15 protein-coding genes are annotated in these 16551 nt (G+C 53.1%); 9 read left to right on the top strand and 6 right to left on the bottom strand.

Annotated features, from left to right (window positions below; translation table 11 throughout):
* Nucleotides 1-19 precede the first annotated feature (19 nt).
* On the bottom strand, nucleotides 20-1216 hold the full coding sequence (gene coaBC / locus ACTG3Z_RS06325) for a bifunctional phosphopantothenoylcysteine decarboxylase/phosphopantothenate--cysteine ligase CoaBC (RefSeq protein WP_439141986.1): 1197 nt from the start codon (nucleotides 1214-1216) through the stop codon (nucleotides 20-22).
* A 67-nt stretch (nucleotides 1217-1283) separates the two neighbouring features.
* Nucleotides 1284-2162 (bottom strand): RNA polymerase factor sigma-32, encoded by an 879-nt coding sequence (locus tag ACTG3Z_RS06320; protein WP_439141985.1) that lies wholly within the window; start codon nucleotides 2160-2162, stop codon nucleotides 1284-1286.
* A gap of 102 nt (nucleotides 2163-2264) precedes the next feature.
* Here ACTG3Z_RS06320 and cobU point away from each other — a divergent pair, with 102 nt between their 5' ends.
* From cobU to ACTG3Z_RS06300, 4 genes are all read left to right on the top strand, one after another.
* Nucleotides 2265-2783 (top strand): bifunctional adenosylcobinamide kinase/adenosylcobinamide-phosphate guanylyltransferase, encoded by a 519-nt coding sequence (gene cobU, locus ACTG3Z_RS06315; protein WP_439141984.1) that lies wholly within the window; start codon nucleotides 2265-2267, stop codon nucleotides 2781-2783.
* Nucleotides 2784-3359 (top strand): histidine phosphatase family protein, encoded by a 576-nt coding sequence (locus ACTG3Z_RS06310; protein WP_439141982.1) that lies wholly within the window; start codon nucleotides 2784-2786, stop codon nucleotides 3357-3359.
* 60 nt (nucleotides 3360-3419) lie between these two features.
* A complete protein-coding gene (locus ACTG3Z_RS06305) occupies nucleotides 3420-4286 on the top strand; it encodes a glutathione S-transferase N-terminal domain-containing protein (protein ID WP_439141980.1) in 867 nt (288 codons plus the stop codon).
* A 65-nt stretch (nucleotides 4287-4351) separates the two neighbouring features.
* Nucleotides 4352-5866, top strand: coding sequence for a YifB family Mg chelatase-like AAA ATPase (locus ACTG3Z_RS06300; RefSeq protein ID WP_439141979.1), 1515 nt, complete (start codon nucleotides 4352-4354; stop codon nucleotides 5864-5866).
* Here ACTG3Z_RS06300 and gshB read toward each other — a convergent pair whose 3' ends face one another.
* The 3 genes from gshB to rsmI form a co-directional block, all read right to left on the bottom strand.
* The gene (gene gshB / locus ACTG3Z_RS06295; protein WP_439141977.1) at nucleotides 5867-6802 is read right to left on the bottom strand and encodes a glutathione synthase; all 936 of its coding nucleotides are present in this window, start codon (nucleotides 6800-6802) and stop codon (nucleotides 5867-5869) included.
* A gap of 66 nt (nucleotides 6803-6868) precedes the next feature.
* Complete coding sequence (locus ACTG3Z_RS06290; protein WP_439141976.1) at nucleotides 6869-7237, bottom strand: YraN family protein; 369 nt, start codon at nucleotides 7235-7237, stop codon at nucleotides 6869-6871.
* The gene (gene rsmI / locus ACTG3Z_RS06285) at nucleotides 7215-8090 is read right to left on the bottom strand and encodes a 16S rRNA (cytidine(1402)-2'-O)-methyltransferase (RefSeq protein ID WP_439141974.1); all 876 of its coding nucleotides are present in this window, start codon (nucleotides 8088-8090) and stop codon (nucleotides 7215-7217) included. Before rsmI ends, ACTG3Z_RS06290 begins: the two co-directional genes overlap by 23 nt.
* An 86-nt stretch (nucleotides 8091-8176) precedes the next feature.
* Between rsmI and ACTG3Z_RS06280 the strand changes: the two genes are divergently transcribed.
* The 3 genes from ACTG3Z_RS06280 to murJ are packed head-to-tail and all read left to right on the top strand — an operon-like array spanning nucleotide 8177 to nucleotide 13684.
* Nucleotides 8177-9367, top strand: a complete 1191-nt coding sequence (locus ACTG3Z_RS06280; RefSeq protein WP_439142109.1) for a penicillin-binding protein activator — start codon at nucleotides 8177-8179, stop codon at nucleotides 9365-9367.
* A 7-nt stretch (nucleotides 9368-9374) separates the two neighbouring features.
* Nucleotides 9375-12143: a [protein-PII] uridylyltransferase gene (locus ACTG3Z_RS06275; protein WP_439141972.1), complete on the top strand. Its 2769-nt coding sequence runs from the start codon at nucleotides 9375-9377 to the stop codon at nucleotides 12141-12143.
* Nucleotides 12140-13684, top strand: a complete 1545-nt coding sequence (gene murJ, locus ACTG3Z_RS06270; protein ID WP_439141971.1) for a murein biosynthesis integral membrane protein MurJ — start codon at nucleotides 12140-12142, stop codon at nucleotides 13682-13684. The genes ACTG3Z_RS06275 and murJ overlap by 4 nt, the downstream gene beginning before the upstream one ends.
* Here murJ and ACTG3Z_RS06265 read toward each other — a convergent pair.
* The gene (locus ACTG3Z_RS06265) at nucleotides 13681-14382 is read right to left on the bottom strand and encodes a rhomboid family intramembrane serine protease (protein ID WP_439141969.1); all 702 of its coding nucleotides are present in this window, start codon (nucleotides 14380-14382) and stop codon (nucleotides 13681-13683) included. The two genes, murJ and ACTG3Z_RS06265, sit on opposite strands and share 4 nt — an antisense overlap.
* Before the next feature lie 80 nt (nucleotides 14383-14462).
* Here ACTG3Z_RS06265 and trpS point away from each other — a divergent pair, with 80 nt between their 5' ends.
* Both trpS and ACTG3Z_RS06255 read left to right on the top strand, forming a co-directional pair.
* Nucleotides 14463-15482, top strand: coding sequence for a tryptophan--tRNA ligase (gene trpS, locus ACTG3Z_RS06260; protein ID WP_439141968.1), 1020 nt, complete (start codon nucleotides 14463-14465; stop codon nucleotides 15480-15482).
* 95 nt (nucleotides 15483-15577) lie between these two features.
* Nucleotides 15578-16444, top strand: a complete 867-nt coding sequence (locus tag ACTG3Z_RS06255; RefSeq protein WP_439141967.1) for a branched-chain amino acid aminotransferase — start codon at nucleotides 15578-15580, stop codon at nucleotides 16442-16444.
* Nucleotides 16445-16551 lie beyond the last annotated feature (107 nt).

The following is a 16551-nucleotide window of genomic DNA, read 5'->3' as shown; positions in this document are numbered from 1 at the left end:
AAACTCAAATCCAACGGTCTCAAACGGCCAAAGCCTCAGCAATCTTTAGCGCCAAACGATCTGCTACAGCCTGTTTACCCATGCGTGGCCAATCCTCCGATCCACTCTCAGAGATTAAGGTGACGTCATTCTCGCTGCCGCCCATGATCCCAGTCGCCGGCGAAACATCATTGGCGACAATCCAATCACATCCTTTGCGCTTGCGCTTGGCCGTCGCGTTCGCAATCACGTCGTCCGTTTCCGCGGCAAACCCAACAACCAAAGCAGGCCGGCCAACGTCCATTTGACTAACCTGAGCCAGAATATCGGGATTTTCCGCAAACTCTAGAACAGGCAATTTTCCGTTCTTTTTCTTAATCTTGGACTCGCTCGACGATGCAACGCGCCAGTCAGCCACAGCGGCTGCGAACACGCCCGCATCCACGGGCAGAGCCGCTTCAACAGCATTCTGCATCTCCAAAGCACTTTGCACCTTAACAACCTCAACACCCTTCGGTGGAGCAACATCTGCAGGACCGGTTACAAACACGATCTCAGCGCCCAGCTTCACCAATGCCGCTGCAAGCGCTGTCCCCTGCGCGCCAGAGGAGCGGTTCGCGATGTAGCGAACAGGGTCAATCGGCTCATGAGTTGGACCAGAAGTCACCAAAAGCCGCTTGCCCGTCAAAGGGCCATTCCCAAACTGCGCTTCGATAGCTGCAACAATTTCCAAAGGCTCTGCCATGCGTCCGGGGCCATATTCACCGCAAGCCATATCACCCTCATTGGGCCCTACAAAACGCACACCATCCGCTTTCAATGTCGCGACATTGCGTTGAGTTGCTGGATGGTCCCACATACGCACATTCATTGATGGCGCGACAAGCACGGGCGTGTCTGTGGCAAGAAGCAGGGTCGAGGCCAAATCATCTGCACGTCCCTGGGCCATCTTCGCCATCAAATCTGCGGTACCGGGAGCTACCACTAACAAGTCAGCGGATCGTGATAATTGGATGTGCCCCATCTCTGCCTCTTTGGTGAGGTCAAACAAATCACTGTGCACTTCGGTCCCCGCCAGAGCGGAAACAGACAAGGGCGTGACAAACTCGCTCCCCGCGCGCGTCAAAACCGGCGTCACTGAAGCGCCGCGTTCTCGCAACCTTCTAATTAGATCGAGCGATTTGTAAGCGGCAATTCCACCACCTATGATCAATAAGATATGTTTAGAGTTTAGCATGCGCGCGCCTTCAAATGTGTTGCCACCAAGCTAAGCGGCGCGCGCAGGCTCTACAAGTGCGCTCTTCTTAAGCGAGGAAGGCCTGAACTTCGCCGCTTGCTGCCTCCAATGACTTACGCATCTTTTGGAATGCCGCGGCTTCCAACTGACGAATTCGTTCTTTGGACAATCCCAACTCGTTACCAAGGCTTTCCAAAGTACGCGGCTCATCCAGCAATTTGCGTTCGCGCACAATGAACCGCTCACGCTCATTCAAAGCATTCATCGCGCCGAGCAGCCATTCGCGTAGTTGCGCTGTGTCATGCTCGTTCTCAACGATCTCTTCGGCTTGCGCGCCGTCATCCTCAAGTGCGTCAATCCATTCGCGACCTTCGTCTTCGACTGATTGGGTTGCGTTCAAAGAGAAATCAGAACCTGACAAACGACCGTGCATCATTTCAACGTCATTCATAGGCACGCCAATTTCCGTCGAAATCAGCTGATGTAGCTGATGGCGGTCTAGTTCTTCGCCGCGCTGCATTGCTTCGCGCTCAAGACGCGCTTGCACACGGCGCATGTTAAAGAACAATGATTTTTGTGAGGAGGTAGAGCCTGTGCGCACCATAGACCAGTTGCGCATCACGTGATCCTGAATGGACGCTTTGATCCACCAAACCGCATATGTCGAGAAACGTACACCGCGGTCCGGATCAAACTTATCTGCGGCTTTCATCAAACCTAAACCCGCCTCTTGGATCAGGTCGTTCATCGGTGCTCCATACCGGCGGAACTTTGAAGCCATGGAAATCGCCAAGCGCATGTATGCATTGATTAAGCGATGAAGTGACGCCTCGCAGCGCTCATCGCGCCAAGCATATGCAAGTTTCAATTCAGTTTCAGCGTCAAGCATTTCTGCCTTCATCGCTTTTCGTGAAAACCGTGCGTCGCCTGCGTTGTCCAGTGCCATCTTGTTCCCCCTTAAACTGTATCTGCATCGCCATTGGTTTCAATCGCGAGTTATTCAAGTTACGCACAGGAAACGAAACCGGATCACACGGAGTGTTAAAAAATGTCTAACAATCTCACTTTAGTGATTGGTGGCGCTGCATCTGGGAAGTCTGCATATGCGGAGAACCTTGTTGTAAATACTCATAAAAGTCGTGTTTATTTGGCCACCGCACGCGTGCTTGACGGGGAAATGGAACAAAAAGTTGCGCGACACAAAGAAATGCGTGGGGCCGGCTGGGAAACACTGGAAACGCCGCTGACACCAGAAAAAATCTTGTTGCAACGCACAGCATCCGAAGTCGTCCTTCTTGATTGCGCAACGATGTGGTTGATGAACCATCTTATGGATGAGACTGATCTGAATGCAGCCGAAACGGCTTTAATCGCAGGACTAAGGGCTAGCAAGGCTGACTGCGTTATCGTTACGAACGAGCTTGGTCTTGGCATTGTCCCCGCCGACGCACTTTCACGCCGGTTTCGCCAGAAACAAGGCGAGCTGAATCAACACTTGGCAGCTGCGGCAGATACGGTCGTCAATATTGTTGCTGGCTTGCCCAATGTTTTGAAGGGAGCTCTTTAAATGCAGCGTCTATTCCTAGTGCGCCACGGACCTACCCATGCCAAAGGCATGATTGGCTGGACTGATCTACCCGCAGACCTTTCCGACACTGCAGCGTTACAAAGGCTTGATGCATACCTTCCCAACGATGCGCGGATCGTATCATCCGATCTGATCAGAACAATCGAAACCGCCAATGCTATCGAAAAAAGGCGAACGCGCCTTCCCCATGACCCTTCCCTGCGCGAAATGCACTTTGGCGATTGGGAAAACCTTGGCTTCAAAGATGTCTCTGCACATTCACCAGACCAAGTGCGCGCGTTTTATGAACAGCCCGGCGATATCGCACCGCCAAATGGGGAAAGCTGGAATCAAGTGCGCGCACGTGTCTCGCCCACCATTGACAATTTACTTGCGGAGTATCGCAGTGACCTGATTGTCGTTTGTCATTTTGGAGTTGTCTTAAGTCAGCTCCAGCGCGCAACGGGGCTTCAAAGCTATGAAACTTTTGCGCAAAAAATCGACAATCTTTCAATCACGGAAGTGATCGTCAAGGACGGAACATGGCACACCGGCGTCATCAATCACTGTCCGTGATGCAACGCGCCACAAATTCTTGTTTGATCAGTCCGTAATCTCACACTTACGATCTGCTGCATGAATTATGATCTTTATATTGGCGATTACGCCTACTCGAGCTGGTCCCTTCGCGGGTGGCTACTTGTTCACCGTTTTGGGCTGACTGCGCGAAAAACCATGATCCCTTTTATTAAAAAAGACGTTGCTGAACAAATGGCACAGGTTGGCACCGCGCGCACAGTCCCAACGCTGGTCTGCGATGACGGTGCTGTCATCTCCGAGTCTGCGGCGATCGCTGAAGAACTCGCCGTGCGCCACCCAGAGGCTGGCATTTGGCCCAGCGATCCTGTTGCCCGGGCAACGGCACGCACCTTGCTAGCAGAAATGGCAAGCGGCTTCACAGCCCTACGAAACGATTGCCCGATGAGCCTGCGCGTTTGCTACTCCGACGCTTCCCCTTCTGACACGGTCCTCGCGGATCTTGCACGACTCGAACAAATTTGGAGCCACGCACGCGCCCAGCGCACATCTGACGGCCCTTGGTTATTCGGCGACTATTCGGCAGCGGATGCCTTCTTTGCGCCAGTCGCAGGACGCATTGCTGGATACTCCTTACCCATTGGCGAACACGGTGCTGCTTATGTCGCCGCGCATCTTGCAGATCCCGCCTTTCGGCGTTGGCGCGCGATGGGTCTTGTACATGGCCCCGATCTGCCATGGTATCGAAAGGACTATCCCCAAACTGATTGGCCAGGCCCAACACCAAGGGCCGCCATAGCAGTTGAAACAGGCCCTAGTGAAAACGACGCATGCCCTTACTCTGGCAAAGCACCAACACATTTCATGCAAATGGACGGCCGCACCTTCGGTTTCTGCAATCCGTTTTGCCGCGATAAAACAGTTGCCGACCCAGAGGCTTGGCCCGCATTCATGGCGCTGGTGTAGGTTTCAGTTAACTCTTCCTAAAGGGTTTCTCCGTTACGCCATTGTGGTTAACCGGAGAAACCCAAATGGTCGCACACGCCTACACTGTCGCGTTTGAAGGCGTAAGTGCTCGCTCTGTTGAAGTTCAATGCGCTGTCACTCCGGGACTGCCCGCATTTTCTATCGTTGGGTTGCCCGACAAAGCTGTTTCCGAAGCACGCGACCGCGTTCGCGCCGCACTTTCTTCGTTGTCCATCGCTCTACCTTCCAAGCGTATCACGATTAACCTCTCCCCTGCAGACTTACCTAAAGAGGGGTCACACTTCGATCTCCCCATCGCCATGGCATTGCTTGCTGCGCTAGACATCTTACCGACTGATGAGGTTGAGCGCACAATTTCGCTAGGTGAGCTGTCCTTAGACGGAGCTTTGGTTCCCGTCGTCGGAGCCCTTCCCGCCGCAATGACCGCGGCACGCGAAGAACGAACGCTCTTGTGCCCTGCTGCCTCCGGTGCTGAAGCGGCTTGGGTCGGCGCTGCCCAAGTTATCGCAGCGAAAACTCTTGCTGATGTGATCCGTCATTTTACAGGTCAAAGCCCACTGCCACCCGCAGAACCGGGGACAGTTTCCGACTTAGGAAACAGGAAAGATTTGCGAGACGTAAAAGGGCAAGAACGCGCCAAACGCGCGCTCGAAATTGCAGCGGCCGGACGTCATCATCTCCTCTTGGTGGGCACGCCCGGTTCGGGTAAATCGATGCTGGCCGCGCGCCTTCCCGGTCTGTTGCCTCCGCTTAGTCCAATGGAAGCGCTAGAAACTTCTATGATACATTCGCTCTCTGGTTTGTTGGATGAGGGGGGTATTTCACGCACGCGCCCTTTTCGCGAACCCCATCATACCGCCTCCATGGCAGCAATTATCGGCGGTGGCCGCAGTGCAAAACCGGGGGAAGTGTCGCTCGCGCACAATGGCGTTTTGTTTATGGACGAGTTTCCTGAATTCCCACGCCAAGTCTTGGAAACGCTCCGCCAACCCATCGAAACTGGCGAAGTCATGATTGCCCGCGCAAATGCGCATATCAAATACCCTTGTCGCTTTATGCTCGTTGCAGCGGCCAATCCATGCCGCTGTGGCTATGCATTTGATCCAGCGCGTGCCTGCTCAAAAATGCCACTTTGCGCACAAGACTATATGGGCAGAATTTCGGGACCGCTGATGGATCGCTTTGATTTACGCATAGAAGTCCCACCTGTGCACTTTACCGATCTAGACCTGCCGAATTCGGGTGAAAAAAGCAGCGACATTGCGCAGCGCGTCAACGCAGCCCGCATGGTGCAAGACGCAAGATACGAAGGACACGACTGGATGCGCACCAACGCAGATGCAGACGGGGAAGTCTTGAAAGAAACCACCGCGCTATGTGCTGAAGGCAAAGCACTTTTGACGAAAGGTGCTGAACGGTTTGGGCTCAGCGCGCGCGGATATCACCGCATTTTAAGGGTAGCGCGGACGATTTCTGATCTTGATGACAGTCCAAGTATTGCCCCCGCACATGTTGCAGAGGCGTTGAGTTTTCGTCTGTCGAGTTTTGAAACCGCGTGATTATGCGCGCTTCGCCTCTATGGCTTGCCAGATCTTTTCCGCAATGTTCACGCCGTCAAAGCGTTCGAGCTCTTGGATACCCGTAGGCGACGTCACATTAATTTCTGTTAAATAGTCGCCAATCACGTCGATCCCGACAAAAACCTGACCTTTCTCGCGCAGCAGCGGGCCGATACGCGCGCAAATCTCTAGATCGCGCTCAGTCAAACCAACTTTTTCAGGACGACCCCCAACATGCATGTTCGAGCGTGTTTCTCCTTTGGCGGGTACGCGATTGATGGCACCAACAGGTTCGCCATCCACAAGGATCACACGCTTATCCCCATTGGAAACATCCGGCAGGAATTTCTGCACGATCAGCGGCTCTCGGCTAAAGCCTGTGAAAAGTTCGTGCAGCGACGTTAAGTTGCGATCATTTGCATCAAGCCTGAAAACGCCCGCGCCGCCGTTGCCGTAAAGCGGCTTTAAAATCACATCATTATGCTTCGCTTTGAACGCTTTAATGGTGTCCAAATCGCGCGCGATCGTTGTCGGTGGTGTCAGATCAGGAAAATCAAGAACCAATAGCTTTTCGGGATAGTTACGCACCCAAAAAGGATCGTTCACGACAAGCGTTTGAGGGTGCAAACGATCCAAAATATGCGTCGTCGTAATGTAGTTCATATCGAAAGGGGGGTCTTGGCGCAGCCAGATCACATCCATCTCAGAAAGATCGACTTCACGTTCTTGCCCGAAATGCACATGATCACCTTGGATGCGTTGAACTGTGAAATCGTGCCCACGCGCCGTCACGCGACCTTCTTGGTAAGCAAGTTGGTCCGGCGCGTAATAAAAGAGCTCATGCCCTCTCGATTGTGCTTCTTCAGCCAAACGAAACGAGCTGTCCGCATCGATGTTTACGTCTGCGATCGGGTCCATTTGAAATGCGATTTTCATGTGTGCGCCTTTGGTCAGTTCCCCATCTACATGGAGCAGCGCATCAGTCGGTGCAATGGCAAGTCGTCAGAAATCCCCAATCGCGTTTTCTAAAATATGCACTTCACCAAAGCCATTCACAAACGCAGCATCAACACGCATTGGTGTCAGGGCCCCCCTTGGTTGTGTGCCTAGGTATTCTTCTGCAGCGAGACATATACGCTGTTGCTGACGCGCTGAAATGCGTCGCGCAGCATCTGAAAAATTGCGCGCTTTTTTAACTTCGACAAAAATGACTTCGTCGCCGTCGTTGAAGATGAGATCTATTTCACCTGCTTTGCTGCGCCAGCGTTGCGCTACAAGACTATGCCCGCGTCGCGTATAATCTGCAGCAACCTGTAATTCAGCATTTGCACCTGCAAGATGTGCCAATTTACCCGTCAGTGTCTTGTTCATTTTCGCGATCCAACCCGAGCGCCATCTGATAAACTTTTCTGCGCGGCAAGCCATGCGCGCCTGCCACCACATCAGAAGCATCGCGCACCGACATACGTGTCAGCGCATCCCGCAAATCAGCTTCTAGATCAGAAGCATTAACAGTTGATTGACCCGCGCGATCAACAATCACGACAATTTCGCCTTTTACTGGCTTTTCCTTCAGAGACTGGGCCAACTCGCTCAATGAGCCACGTCTGACTTCTTCAAATTTCTTGGTCAATTCGCGGCACACAGCTGCTGCGCGATCCCCTAAAACACGCTCACAATCCAAGAGCATCGCCGCGACCCGTTTAGGCGATTCGTAAAAAACCAACGTCGCAGGGACTTCTCGAAGAGCTTCAATCGCGGAAATCCGCGCAGATTTTGAGTTTGGCAGAAACCCTGCAAACAAAAATTTGTCAGTCGGCAATCCGGCCAACGTCAAAGCCGTCGCAATTGCAGTCGGTCCCGGGGCTGAGGTAACAAGATACCCTTCTTCAGACGCTTGCTTGGATAGATCATATCCTGGGTCCGCAATAAGCGGGGTACCTGCCTCGCTCGCATAGGCAACAGAGCGGCCCTCAGCCAAGTATTGCATGAGTTTAGGCCGCGCGCGCGCACCGTTGTGATCGTGATAAGACAACAACGGGCGATCCCCCAATGCGATACCATGTATGTCCATCAGGCGACGCAAGGTGCGCGTATCTTCAGCCGCCAAAACATCGGCCGATGCGAGGACATCAAGTGCGCGCAAAGTGATGTCGCGCGCCGTCCCAATTGGCGTTGCAACGAAGTATAAGCCTGCGGCCAAATTGACTGTCTTTGCATTCACCTCTGGACCCGCCTTTCGTGACGTTTATTATGCCCGCCGAAGGTGCGGCGCAGATGAGCGACCGTACGACAGGGGGTTACTTAACTATGTTTGCTTTTTTGGGCACTGCCCGCAAGGCGCTGAAGCGCGGTGTTATTTTGTCCGGTGCACTGGCATTGGCGGCCTGTCAACCACTTGCACAAGTGGGTGGCGCAATAACAGGGGGCGGTGCAGGTCCAACGATTGATACGTCCGCTCCTGTCCCTGTTGCGCTTTTGGTTCCAAAATCCAGCAGCGGCGCCGCGCCCGTTGGAAAGTCACTTGAGGACGCGGCGCGCTTGGCGATTGCGGATCTGACGAGCGTGAAGATTGATTTGCGTGTTTACGATACGGCGGGTTCAACAGAACAAGCGGCAGCGCAAGCTCAAAAAGCTGTGGCAGATGGCGCACAGATCATTTTGGGGCCGTTGTTCGCTGATGCTGCAAATGCTGCAGGCGTCGCAGTTGCGGAAGCAAACGTTAATATCTTGAGCTTCTCCAACAACACATCCATCGCGGGTGGCAACGTCTTTGTCCTCGGGCCAACCTTTGAGAACTCGGCGAATCGCATAATGGAATTTGCGAAACGTCAGGGCAAATCCAAAGTTGTTATCGCGCACCCCAACAACATCGAAGGGCAATTCGGTCGTAATGCAGTGCAGCAGGCGGCAGTACGTCATGGCATGGAAGTTGCGTCCGTAAACGGGTTTGAATTTAGCCAGCCCGGTGTCGTCGCTGTTGTTCCACAGATCAAAGCAGCAATGTCCAGCACAGGTGCGGATACCTTGATGCTGACCTCTAATTCAGCGGGTGCTTTGCCCTTGCTTGCGCAAATGCTGCCAGAAGCGGGTGTCAGCCCAAGCAGTGTTCAATATACAGGTTTAGGCCGCTGGGACGTCCCAGCACAAACGCGCGAATTGCCAGGGTTGCAAAATGGCTGGTTCACAATGCCTGACCAAGCGCAAATCCAGAACTTTGAAGCACGCTACACCCAAGCTTATGGGACTGCGCCGCATCAGCTCGCAGGGCTTGCATATGACGGTATAGCGGCCATCGGCGCATTGGTCGAAGCGGGCAATCGTAAAGCTTTGACCGCAGGTGCCCTGACGCAAGGGGCAGGATTTCAAGGTGTTGGCGGCGCCTTCCGTATGCGCCCGAATGGAACAAACGAGCGCGCCCTTTCAGTTGCAATGGTGCGAGACAAACAGGTGGTGATCATTGACCCAGCGCCAGTCAAATTCGCGGGTCCAGGATTCTGAGCGTAACGTGAAAATAATACTCCCAGCGCCGGATGATCTGATTTGTCCGGCGCACGAAATTTTTGATCAAACCACTATTGTGGCTGAGATCAACCAAGACATTGCAGAGAGTGCGTCTGCATTGGACACGCGAAAAGCTGTGGTCACGCACTTAAACGCGGCTCGGGATGCCGGGATGAAAACCATCGCAAATCGTTTTGCGGCTGAGCCCTTTTTAGCGCGGCGGATGACGCGCTCATACACGTATCTTACCGATTGCTTGGTCAAAATTGCCTTTGAAGTCTCGACGCAAGTTTTGCATCCCCTGCCTAACCCTACAGAGCAAGAACGTATCGCCGTAATTGCTGTCGGCGGCTATGGTCGCGGCGAGATGGCGCCGCAATCAGATGTCGATTTGTTGTTCATCACGCCCTACAAAATCACGCCTTGGGCAGAAAGCGTGATTGAATCAATGCTCTATGTCCTTTGGGATTTGCGATTGAAAGTCGGTCACGCCAGCCGGACAATCCCTGACTGCGTTCGCCTTGGTCGCGAAGACTACACCATCCGCACAGCGATGCTTGAGCACCGTTATTTGATCGGCGATGGACCTTTGGCAGAACAACTCGAAACGCGCTTGTGGGAGGACCTTTTCTCTGGCTCATCGCGCGAATTCATCGAAGCAAAGTTGGAAGAGCGCGAGCAACGCCACAACAAGCAAGGTGGCCAGCGTTATGTGGTGGAGCCAAATGTCAAAGAGGGCAAAGGCGGCCTGCGCGATTTGCAATCATTGTTTTGGATCGCGAAGTATGTGCATGGCGTACAAGACGTCGCTGATTTGGTCCCTGTCGGGGTCTTTACAGACGAGGATTTAGCAACCTTTGAGGCAGCGGAGAACTTTCTTTGGGCCGTACGCGGACATTTGCACCTCATAGCGCGCCGCCCGATGGAGCAACTTACCTTCGATTTGCAGGTCGAAGTGGCCACAAAATTAGGATACCAAGACGCGCGTGGGCGGCGTGATGTTGAGATCTTTATGCAAGACTTCTTTCGCCATGCAACGGCTGTTGGCGATCTGACCCGTATCTTTTTGACAAAACTCGAAGCCACACACGCCAAAAGTGAACCTTTGTTGGAACGCATTTTCCGTCGTCGGCCCAAGATGAAAGAAGGCTATATCGTCATTCACGGACGTCTTGCGATTGCTGATCCTGATACGTTTTTGAACAACAAGCTCAACATCCTACGCCTTTTTGAGGAAGCGTTGCGAACAGGCATGTTGATCCACCCAGATGCGATGCTCTTAATCAAAGCGAACCTTCATTTGATCGACGACGCAATGCGCAACGATCCAGAAGCACGTCGCATTTTTCTGGATCTGATGCTCAAGCATGGCAATCCAGAACGTGCATTGCGACGCATGAACGAGCTGGGTGTTTTAGGCGCGTTCATTCCTGAATTTGAAGTCATCGTCGCAATGATGCAGTTCAACATGTATCACCACTACACCGTGGATGAGCATACGATTCAGTGCATTCGCAACTTGTTTGAAATTGAAACTGGTGCGCTCGAAGAAGAGCTGCCTGTGTCAACCGAAATTCTGACGCGGGACATCAATCGCAAAGTTCTCTACGTCGCCATGCTTTTGCACGATATCGGCAAAGGTCGCCAAGAAGACCACTCAATCCTAGGTGCGCAAATCGCGCGCAAAGCCGCACCACGCCTTGGATTAAACAAGGCAGATACTGAAACCGTGGAATGGCTCGTGCGCAATCATCTTTTGATGTCGGACATGGCCCAAAAGCGCGACATCGCAGATCCACGAACGGTGCGCGGTTTTGCAAAAGCTGTGAAGGACGTCAAAAGGCTCGACCTGCTTACAGTTCTGACGGTCTGTGATATTCGTGGTGTTGGGCCCGACACGTGGAACAACTGGAAAGCAGTTTTGATTCGTGCGCTCTATCGTCAGACGCGCCATGCTCTGGAAAATGGCCTAGAAGACCTAAACCGCGAACAACGCGGCGCTGATGCAAAGCGCGCGCTTCGCGCGGCACTTAACGATTGGCCAAAGAAAGATCTCAAGGTCGAGACTACGCGCCATTATCCGCCCTATTGGCAAGGTCTTCACGTTACGGCACACATCATCTTTGCACGTCTGTTGCGTGACATCGAAGCGGGTAAGATCGGCATCGATATTCACCCTGATGAGGATCGCGACGCGACCCGCGTGTGCTTTGCGCTAGAGGATCATCCAGGTATTTTCTCTCGCCTGTCAGGTGCTCTTGCGCTTGTTGGGGCAAATGTCGTGGATGCGAGGACCTTTACGTCTAACGACGGATACGCGACCGCTGTGTTCTGGATCCAAGACGGCGATGATGGTCCTTATGAAAAAGCCCGTATTCCACGCCTCAAGAAGATGATCGAGAAGACGTTAAGCGGCGAAGTCGTGGCACAAGATGCAATTTTGGATCGTGACAAGATCAAAAAGCGCGAGCGTGCCTTCAGGGTTCCGACCCACATCATCTTTGATAACGAGGGTTCAGAGATCTACACAATCATTGAAGTCGATACGCGCGACCGACCCGGCTTGTTGCATGATCTGACCCGCTGTTTGGCAAACATGAATGTCTATATTTCGTCGGCGGTCATTGCGACATACGGCGAGCAGGTCGTCGATACGTTCTACGTCAAGGATATGTTCGGTCTGAAATTTCACGCCGTAAGCAAACAACGCACGCTTGAACGCAAGCTGCGCGAAGCGATTTCACAAGGCGCCGAGCGGGCCAAGAACGCATGAGCACGTCAAAGATAATTTCCGGCGTTTTTACAGTCGGGGTTTGGACACTACTCAGCCGCGTTCTGGGATTTCTGCGCGATGCGTTAATCCTGTCCTACCTTGGCACAGGTCCCGCCTATCAAGCGTTTGTTGTTGCTTTCCGCCTGCCCAACATGTTTCGCCGCTTCTTTGCAGAAGGTGCGTTCAATCTTGCGTTTGTACCGATGTTTTCCAAGCGTTTGGAAGCGGATGACCAACCTAACGCTTTTGCCAATGAAGCGTTCTCAGGCCTCGCGACTGTTCTGATCGGCCTCACAGTCATCGCTCAAATCTTCATGCCTTGGCTGGTCTATGCCTTGGCAAGCGGCTTTTCAGGTACTGAAACCTTCGATTTGTCTGTGATTTTCGGCCGTATCGCGTTTCCCTATATTTTGTTCATCTCGCTTGCAGCACTTGCGTCCGGCGTTCTGAATGCATCGGGGCGCTTCGCCGCAGCCGCTGCCGCGCCTGTTTTGCTTAACGTTTTGTTGGTCTCAGCCATTATAGCCGCCGCGCTATCAGGCTTGGATGTCGCCTATGCTTTGATCTGGATGATCCCCTTCGCAGGCTTTGCACAGTTGGTGCTGGTCTGGGTCGCTGCGAAACGTGCAGGCATCACTTTGAAGCTACAGCGCCCACGTTTCACACCCGACATGAAACACCTTACTAAGATCGCGATCCCTGCTGCAATGGCGGGTGGTGTGATGCAGATTAATTTGCTCGTCGGGCAACAAGTCGCGAGCTACTTTGATCGCGCCGTCGGCTGGCTTTTCGCGGCTGATCGACTTTATCAGCTTCCGCTTGGTGTTGTTGGCATTGCGGTTGGTATCGTGCTTTTGCCAGACCTTTCACGTCGTTTGCAATCTGGTGATGAGGCTGGTGCGAAGGATGCGTTTTCGCGCGCAACTGAAATCTCGCTTGCCCTTACCATTCCTGCCTCTGTCGCGCTTATGGTCATTTCACTTCCTCTCGTGCGTGTGCTGTTTGAACGCGGTGCTATGACGACGGACGACAGCGCCGCAATCGCGGTAGCGGTTGCAATCTATGGTCTTGGCCTCCCAGCCTTTGTTTTACAAAAAACGCTACAGCCCTTGTTCTATGCGCGCGAAGACACGAAATCCCCGTTCCGATTTGCTATTGTTGCGATGTTTGTGAATGCAGTCCTTGCCTTTGGCCTCGCGCCCTACATCGGCTGGATAGCCCCTGCGATTGCGACAACTTTTGCGGGCTGGGTCATGGTGCTTTGCCTCGCACTTGGTACGCGCCCGATGGGGGATGTCGCGCGTTTTGATGCACAACTCAGACACCGTATTTGGCGTATTTGCCTAGCATCGGGTGCCATGGGCTTTATCCTTTGGAGCATGAGCGCATCGATGTCGACATTCCTTGGCATGGCAGGATGGCGCTATCTCGCGCTCGCTGTTCTCGTCACGATCGGGATCGGCAGCTATTTCGTAATCGCGCATTTCATCGGTGCGATCCGTCTATCTGAGCTCAAAGGCACCATGCGCAGAGGACGTTAATCGCGGTGCATCTTTTCGCGCAAACGCGCAAAGCCGCCTGGACTGACGAGAAACGAAAGCGCGAAGCCCGTTACAAAGCCTACGACATCCGCGAGCCAATCATTCTGCACGCCAAAAAGCAGTCCAAAGATCAGCTGGATACCCATCAAAAAGCCGATAAGCGTGAAAGCCTGCACTTGTTGCGCGCCCATCTGCCCAAGCCTTAGCCAAAGCAAATATGTAAACGCGCCAATGAGCCCATAAACACCCGGGAAACCACCAATGAGAGGCGCTTGATCATCAAGCAGAACCGCATAGGCAAGCGCACCGACAATGCCGGACACAATGAACACCGCAAGCGTTGCAAACCCTGTGAAAACTTCTCCCACCATCTTGCCAAGAGCCAAGAGCATCACACAGACAAAAAGCGCATGCATAAAACTGCCATGCACAAACATGTAGCTGACAAAACGGATCAAATGCTCAGTTGGCCATTCACCGTTATTCCACATCCAATCGAAAATAGGACCCGAGAATGCATAGGTCTGAAGCGCCTCTAAACGCCAACCAATGCCACCTGCCCCGCCAATCAACCCGCGCGACGCAAGCGAGAAGATCGCTTCGATGCCGATAATCATGAGAAAGAGCGCCACCACAACGGGTGGCAACGGATTCACCGGAGAGATAATCTCCGGCTCTTGGTCGTGATCTTCGTTCATTAGCCTTGGCCTGCTCAACTTGACGATACTGCCCCTCCTAGGTAAGCCAGCCAGACCTTTAATTCCAGATGGAGATTTTTATGACAGAGGTGGTCCACACACCCCGTGTCTTTTCAGGCATACAGCCTTCAGGCGGCCTGACCCTTGGCAACTATCTTGGCGCGATCAAGCGCTTTGTTGATATGCAAGAAAGCGGCATCGAGACGCTGTATTGCATGGTCGACCTGCATGCCATCACCGTCTGGCAAGACCCCGCCGATCTGCGCCACAACACCCGCGAATTGGCCGCTGGCTATATTGCTGCGGGTCTGGACCCGAGCAAATCCATCCTGTTCAATCAATCGCAAGTGAGCGCGCACGCAGAGCTTGGCTGGCTCTTTAGTTGCATCGCGCGCATGGGTTGGATGAAGCGCATGACGCAGTTCAAGGACAAAGCAGGTAAGAACGCAGAGAATGCGTCGCTTGGCCTCTTTGGTTATCCAGCGCTTATGGCGGCTGACATTTTGATTTATCACTCCACGCATGTGCCAGTGGGCGAGGATCAAAAGCAGCATTTGGAGCTCACACGCGATGTTGCAGCAAAGTTCAATCACGACTTCGGTGTGGATTTCTTTCCAATGACCGAGCCTGTGATTGAGGGTGCCGCGACCCGTGTGATGTCGCTGCGCGATGGATCCAAAAAGATGTCAAAGTCTGATCCTTCTGATGCGTCACGCATCAATATGACGGATGATGCCGAAACAATTTCCAAAAAGATCCGCAAGGCGAAGACTGATCCAGATGCATTGCCGTCTGAAGCAGAGGGTCTCAAAGAGCGTCCAGAAGCACGCAATCTCGTAAACATTTTTGCTGCGTTGTCTGATCTGGAAGTGGATGCAGTGCTGCGCGATGTTGGCGGGAAACAGTTTTCCGAATTCAAACCGATGTTGGTTGATCTTGCGGTTGAGAAATTGTCCCCGATCAGCACCGAAATGGCGCGTTTGATGAATGATCCGGCAGAGATTGATCGTACCTTGGGAGAAGGGGCTGCGCGCGCGCGCGCGATTGCAAACCCCATCCTTGAGAAGACCTATGACATCGTGGGCATGATCCGCTCTTGACCTTATTGTGCGCCCAAGGGCGCTCTTTGTAAGCTCTGCCTTAAGGGGCAGAGCGATTTGCCTCCGGCGGGGATATTTTTAGAGAGAGGAAGACCATGGCGACTGGTACTCAGATCCGGACTTTTTATGAAGGCGTGTGGCATGATGAGGACGTGAGAGTCATGCGTGCGGCGGACCATGGCTCTTGGCTGGGAACCACTGTGTTTGATGGCGCGCGCTTTGTAAATGGACGCGCGCCTGATCTTGAAAAGCACCTTGCGCGGGTTAACGATTCTGCCAATGCGTTGATGATCACGCCGACGGTTTCTACCGCAGACATGCTTGAAATGGTGCGCGATGGCTTGCGCGCGTATTCGCCGGAAGATGCGGTCTATATTCGCCCGATGTACTGGGCGCTTCATGGGGATGACCTAGGCATCGTGCCGCGCGCCAATGAGACCGGTTTCGCGATTTCTCTGGAGGCAATCCCGATGGCACCGGCTAGCGCATCCACGACATTGTGTACCACGCGGTTCCGCCGACCCGTCCAAGAAGACAATGTTGTCAATGCCAAAGCGGGCTGCTTGTACCCCAACAACGCGCGCATGCTCACCGAAGCGCGCAGCAAAGGGTTTGGCAATGCTTTGGTCGCTGATGTGATGGGTAATGTGGCTGAAACAGCGACAGCGAATGTCTTTATGGTGCGCGACGGCGAAGTATTTACACCGATTGCCAACGGCACGTTCTTGTCCGGCATCACCCGCGCACGCCATATTGAGAACTTTACGCAAGATGGCGTCAAAGTTCATGAAAAAGTTCTGACTTTTGCGGATTTTGAGGCGGCAGATGAAGTCTTTATCACCGGAAATATGAGCAAGATTACACCTGTTACGGCATTTGAAGATCGCCAATATCAGGTCGGCCCGATGACCAAACGCGCACGCGAAATGTATTGGGATTGGGCCGCGTCGACGCCACTATAAGCGTCTAAACGAAACTCTCTTTGTTACAAAAGCTTTGCTTAACCATCATATTGTTGAAACTTAACAGGCGTACCGCGCTCCTATCGACAACTTACCGATAGGAGAGC

This window comes from Planktotalea sp. (assembly GCF_965659345.1).
Taxonomy (GTDB): domain Bacteria; phylum Pseudomonadota; class Alphaproteobacteria; order Rhodobacterales; family Rhodobacteraceae; genus Planktotalea.
This window is presented reverse-complemented; position numbering and strand designations above follow the sequence as displayed.

What these genes read in the sequence shown, in the direction of transcription:
- ACTG3Z_RS06305 (WP_439141980.1), top strand. Translation starts at nt 3,420, where the DNA reads ATGAATTATGATCTTTATATTGGCGATTACGCCTACTCGAGCTGGTCC.
- cobU (WP_439141984.1), top strand. Translation starts at nt 2,265, where the DNA reads ATGTCTAACAATCTCACTTTAGTGATTGGTGGCGCTGCATCTGGGAAG.
- ACTG3Z_RS06290 (WP_439141976.1), bottom strand. Translation starts at nt 7,237, where the DNA reads ATGAACAAGACACTGACGGGTAAATTGGCACATCTTGCAGGTGCAAAT.
- ACTG3Z_RS06320 (WP_439141985.1), bottom strand. Translation starts at nt 2,162, where the DNA reads ATGGCACTGGACAACGCAGGCGACGCACGGTTTTCACGAAAAGCGATG.
- ACTG3Z_RS06265 (WP_439141969.1), bottom strand. Translation starts at nt 14,382, where the DNA reads ATGAACGAAGATCACGACCAAGAGCCGGAGATTATCTCTCCGGTGAAT.
- ACTG3Z_RS06255 (WP_439141967.1), top strand. Translation starts at nt 15,578, where the DNA reads ATGGCGACTGGTACTCAGATCCGGACTTTTTATGAAGGCGTGTGGCAT.
- gshB (WP_439141977.1), bottom strand. Translation starts at nt 6,802, where the DNA reads ATGAAAATCGCATTTCAAATGGACCCGATCGCAGACGTAAACATCGAT.
- ACTG3Z_RS06280 (WP_439142109.1), top strand. Translation starts at nt 8,177, where the DNA reads ATGTTTGCTTTTTTGGGCACTGCCCGCAAGGCGCTGAAGCGCGGTGTT.
- murJ (WP_439141971.1), top strand. Translation starts at nt 12,140, where the DNA reads ATGAGCACGTCAAAGATAATTTCCGGCGTTTTTACAGTCGGGGTTTGG.
- ACTG3Z_RS06310 (WP_439141982.1), top strand. Translation starts at nt 2,784, where the DNA reads ATGCAGCGTCTATTCCTAGTGCGCCACGGACCTACCCATGCCAAAGGC.
- trpS (WP_439141968.1), top strand. Translation starts at nt 14,463, where the DNA reads ATGACAGAGGTGGTCCACACACCCCGTGTCTTTTCAGGCATACAGCCT.
- coaBC (WP_439141986.1), bottom strand. Translation starts at nt 1,216, where the DNA reads ATGCTAAACTCTAAACATATCTTATTGATCATAGGTGGTGGAATTGCC.
- ACTG3Z_RS06300 (WP_439141979.1), top strand. Translation starts at nt 4,352, where the DNA reads ATGGTCGCACACGCCTACACTGTCGCGTTTGAAGGCGTAAGTGCTCGC.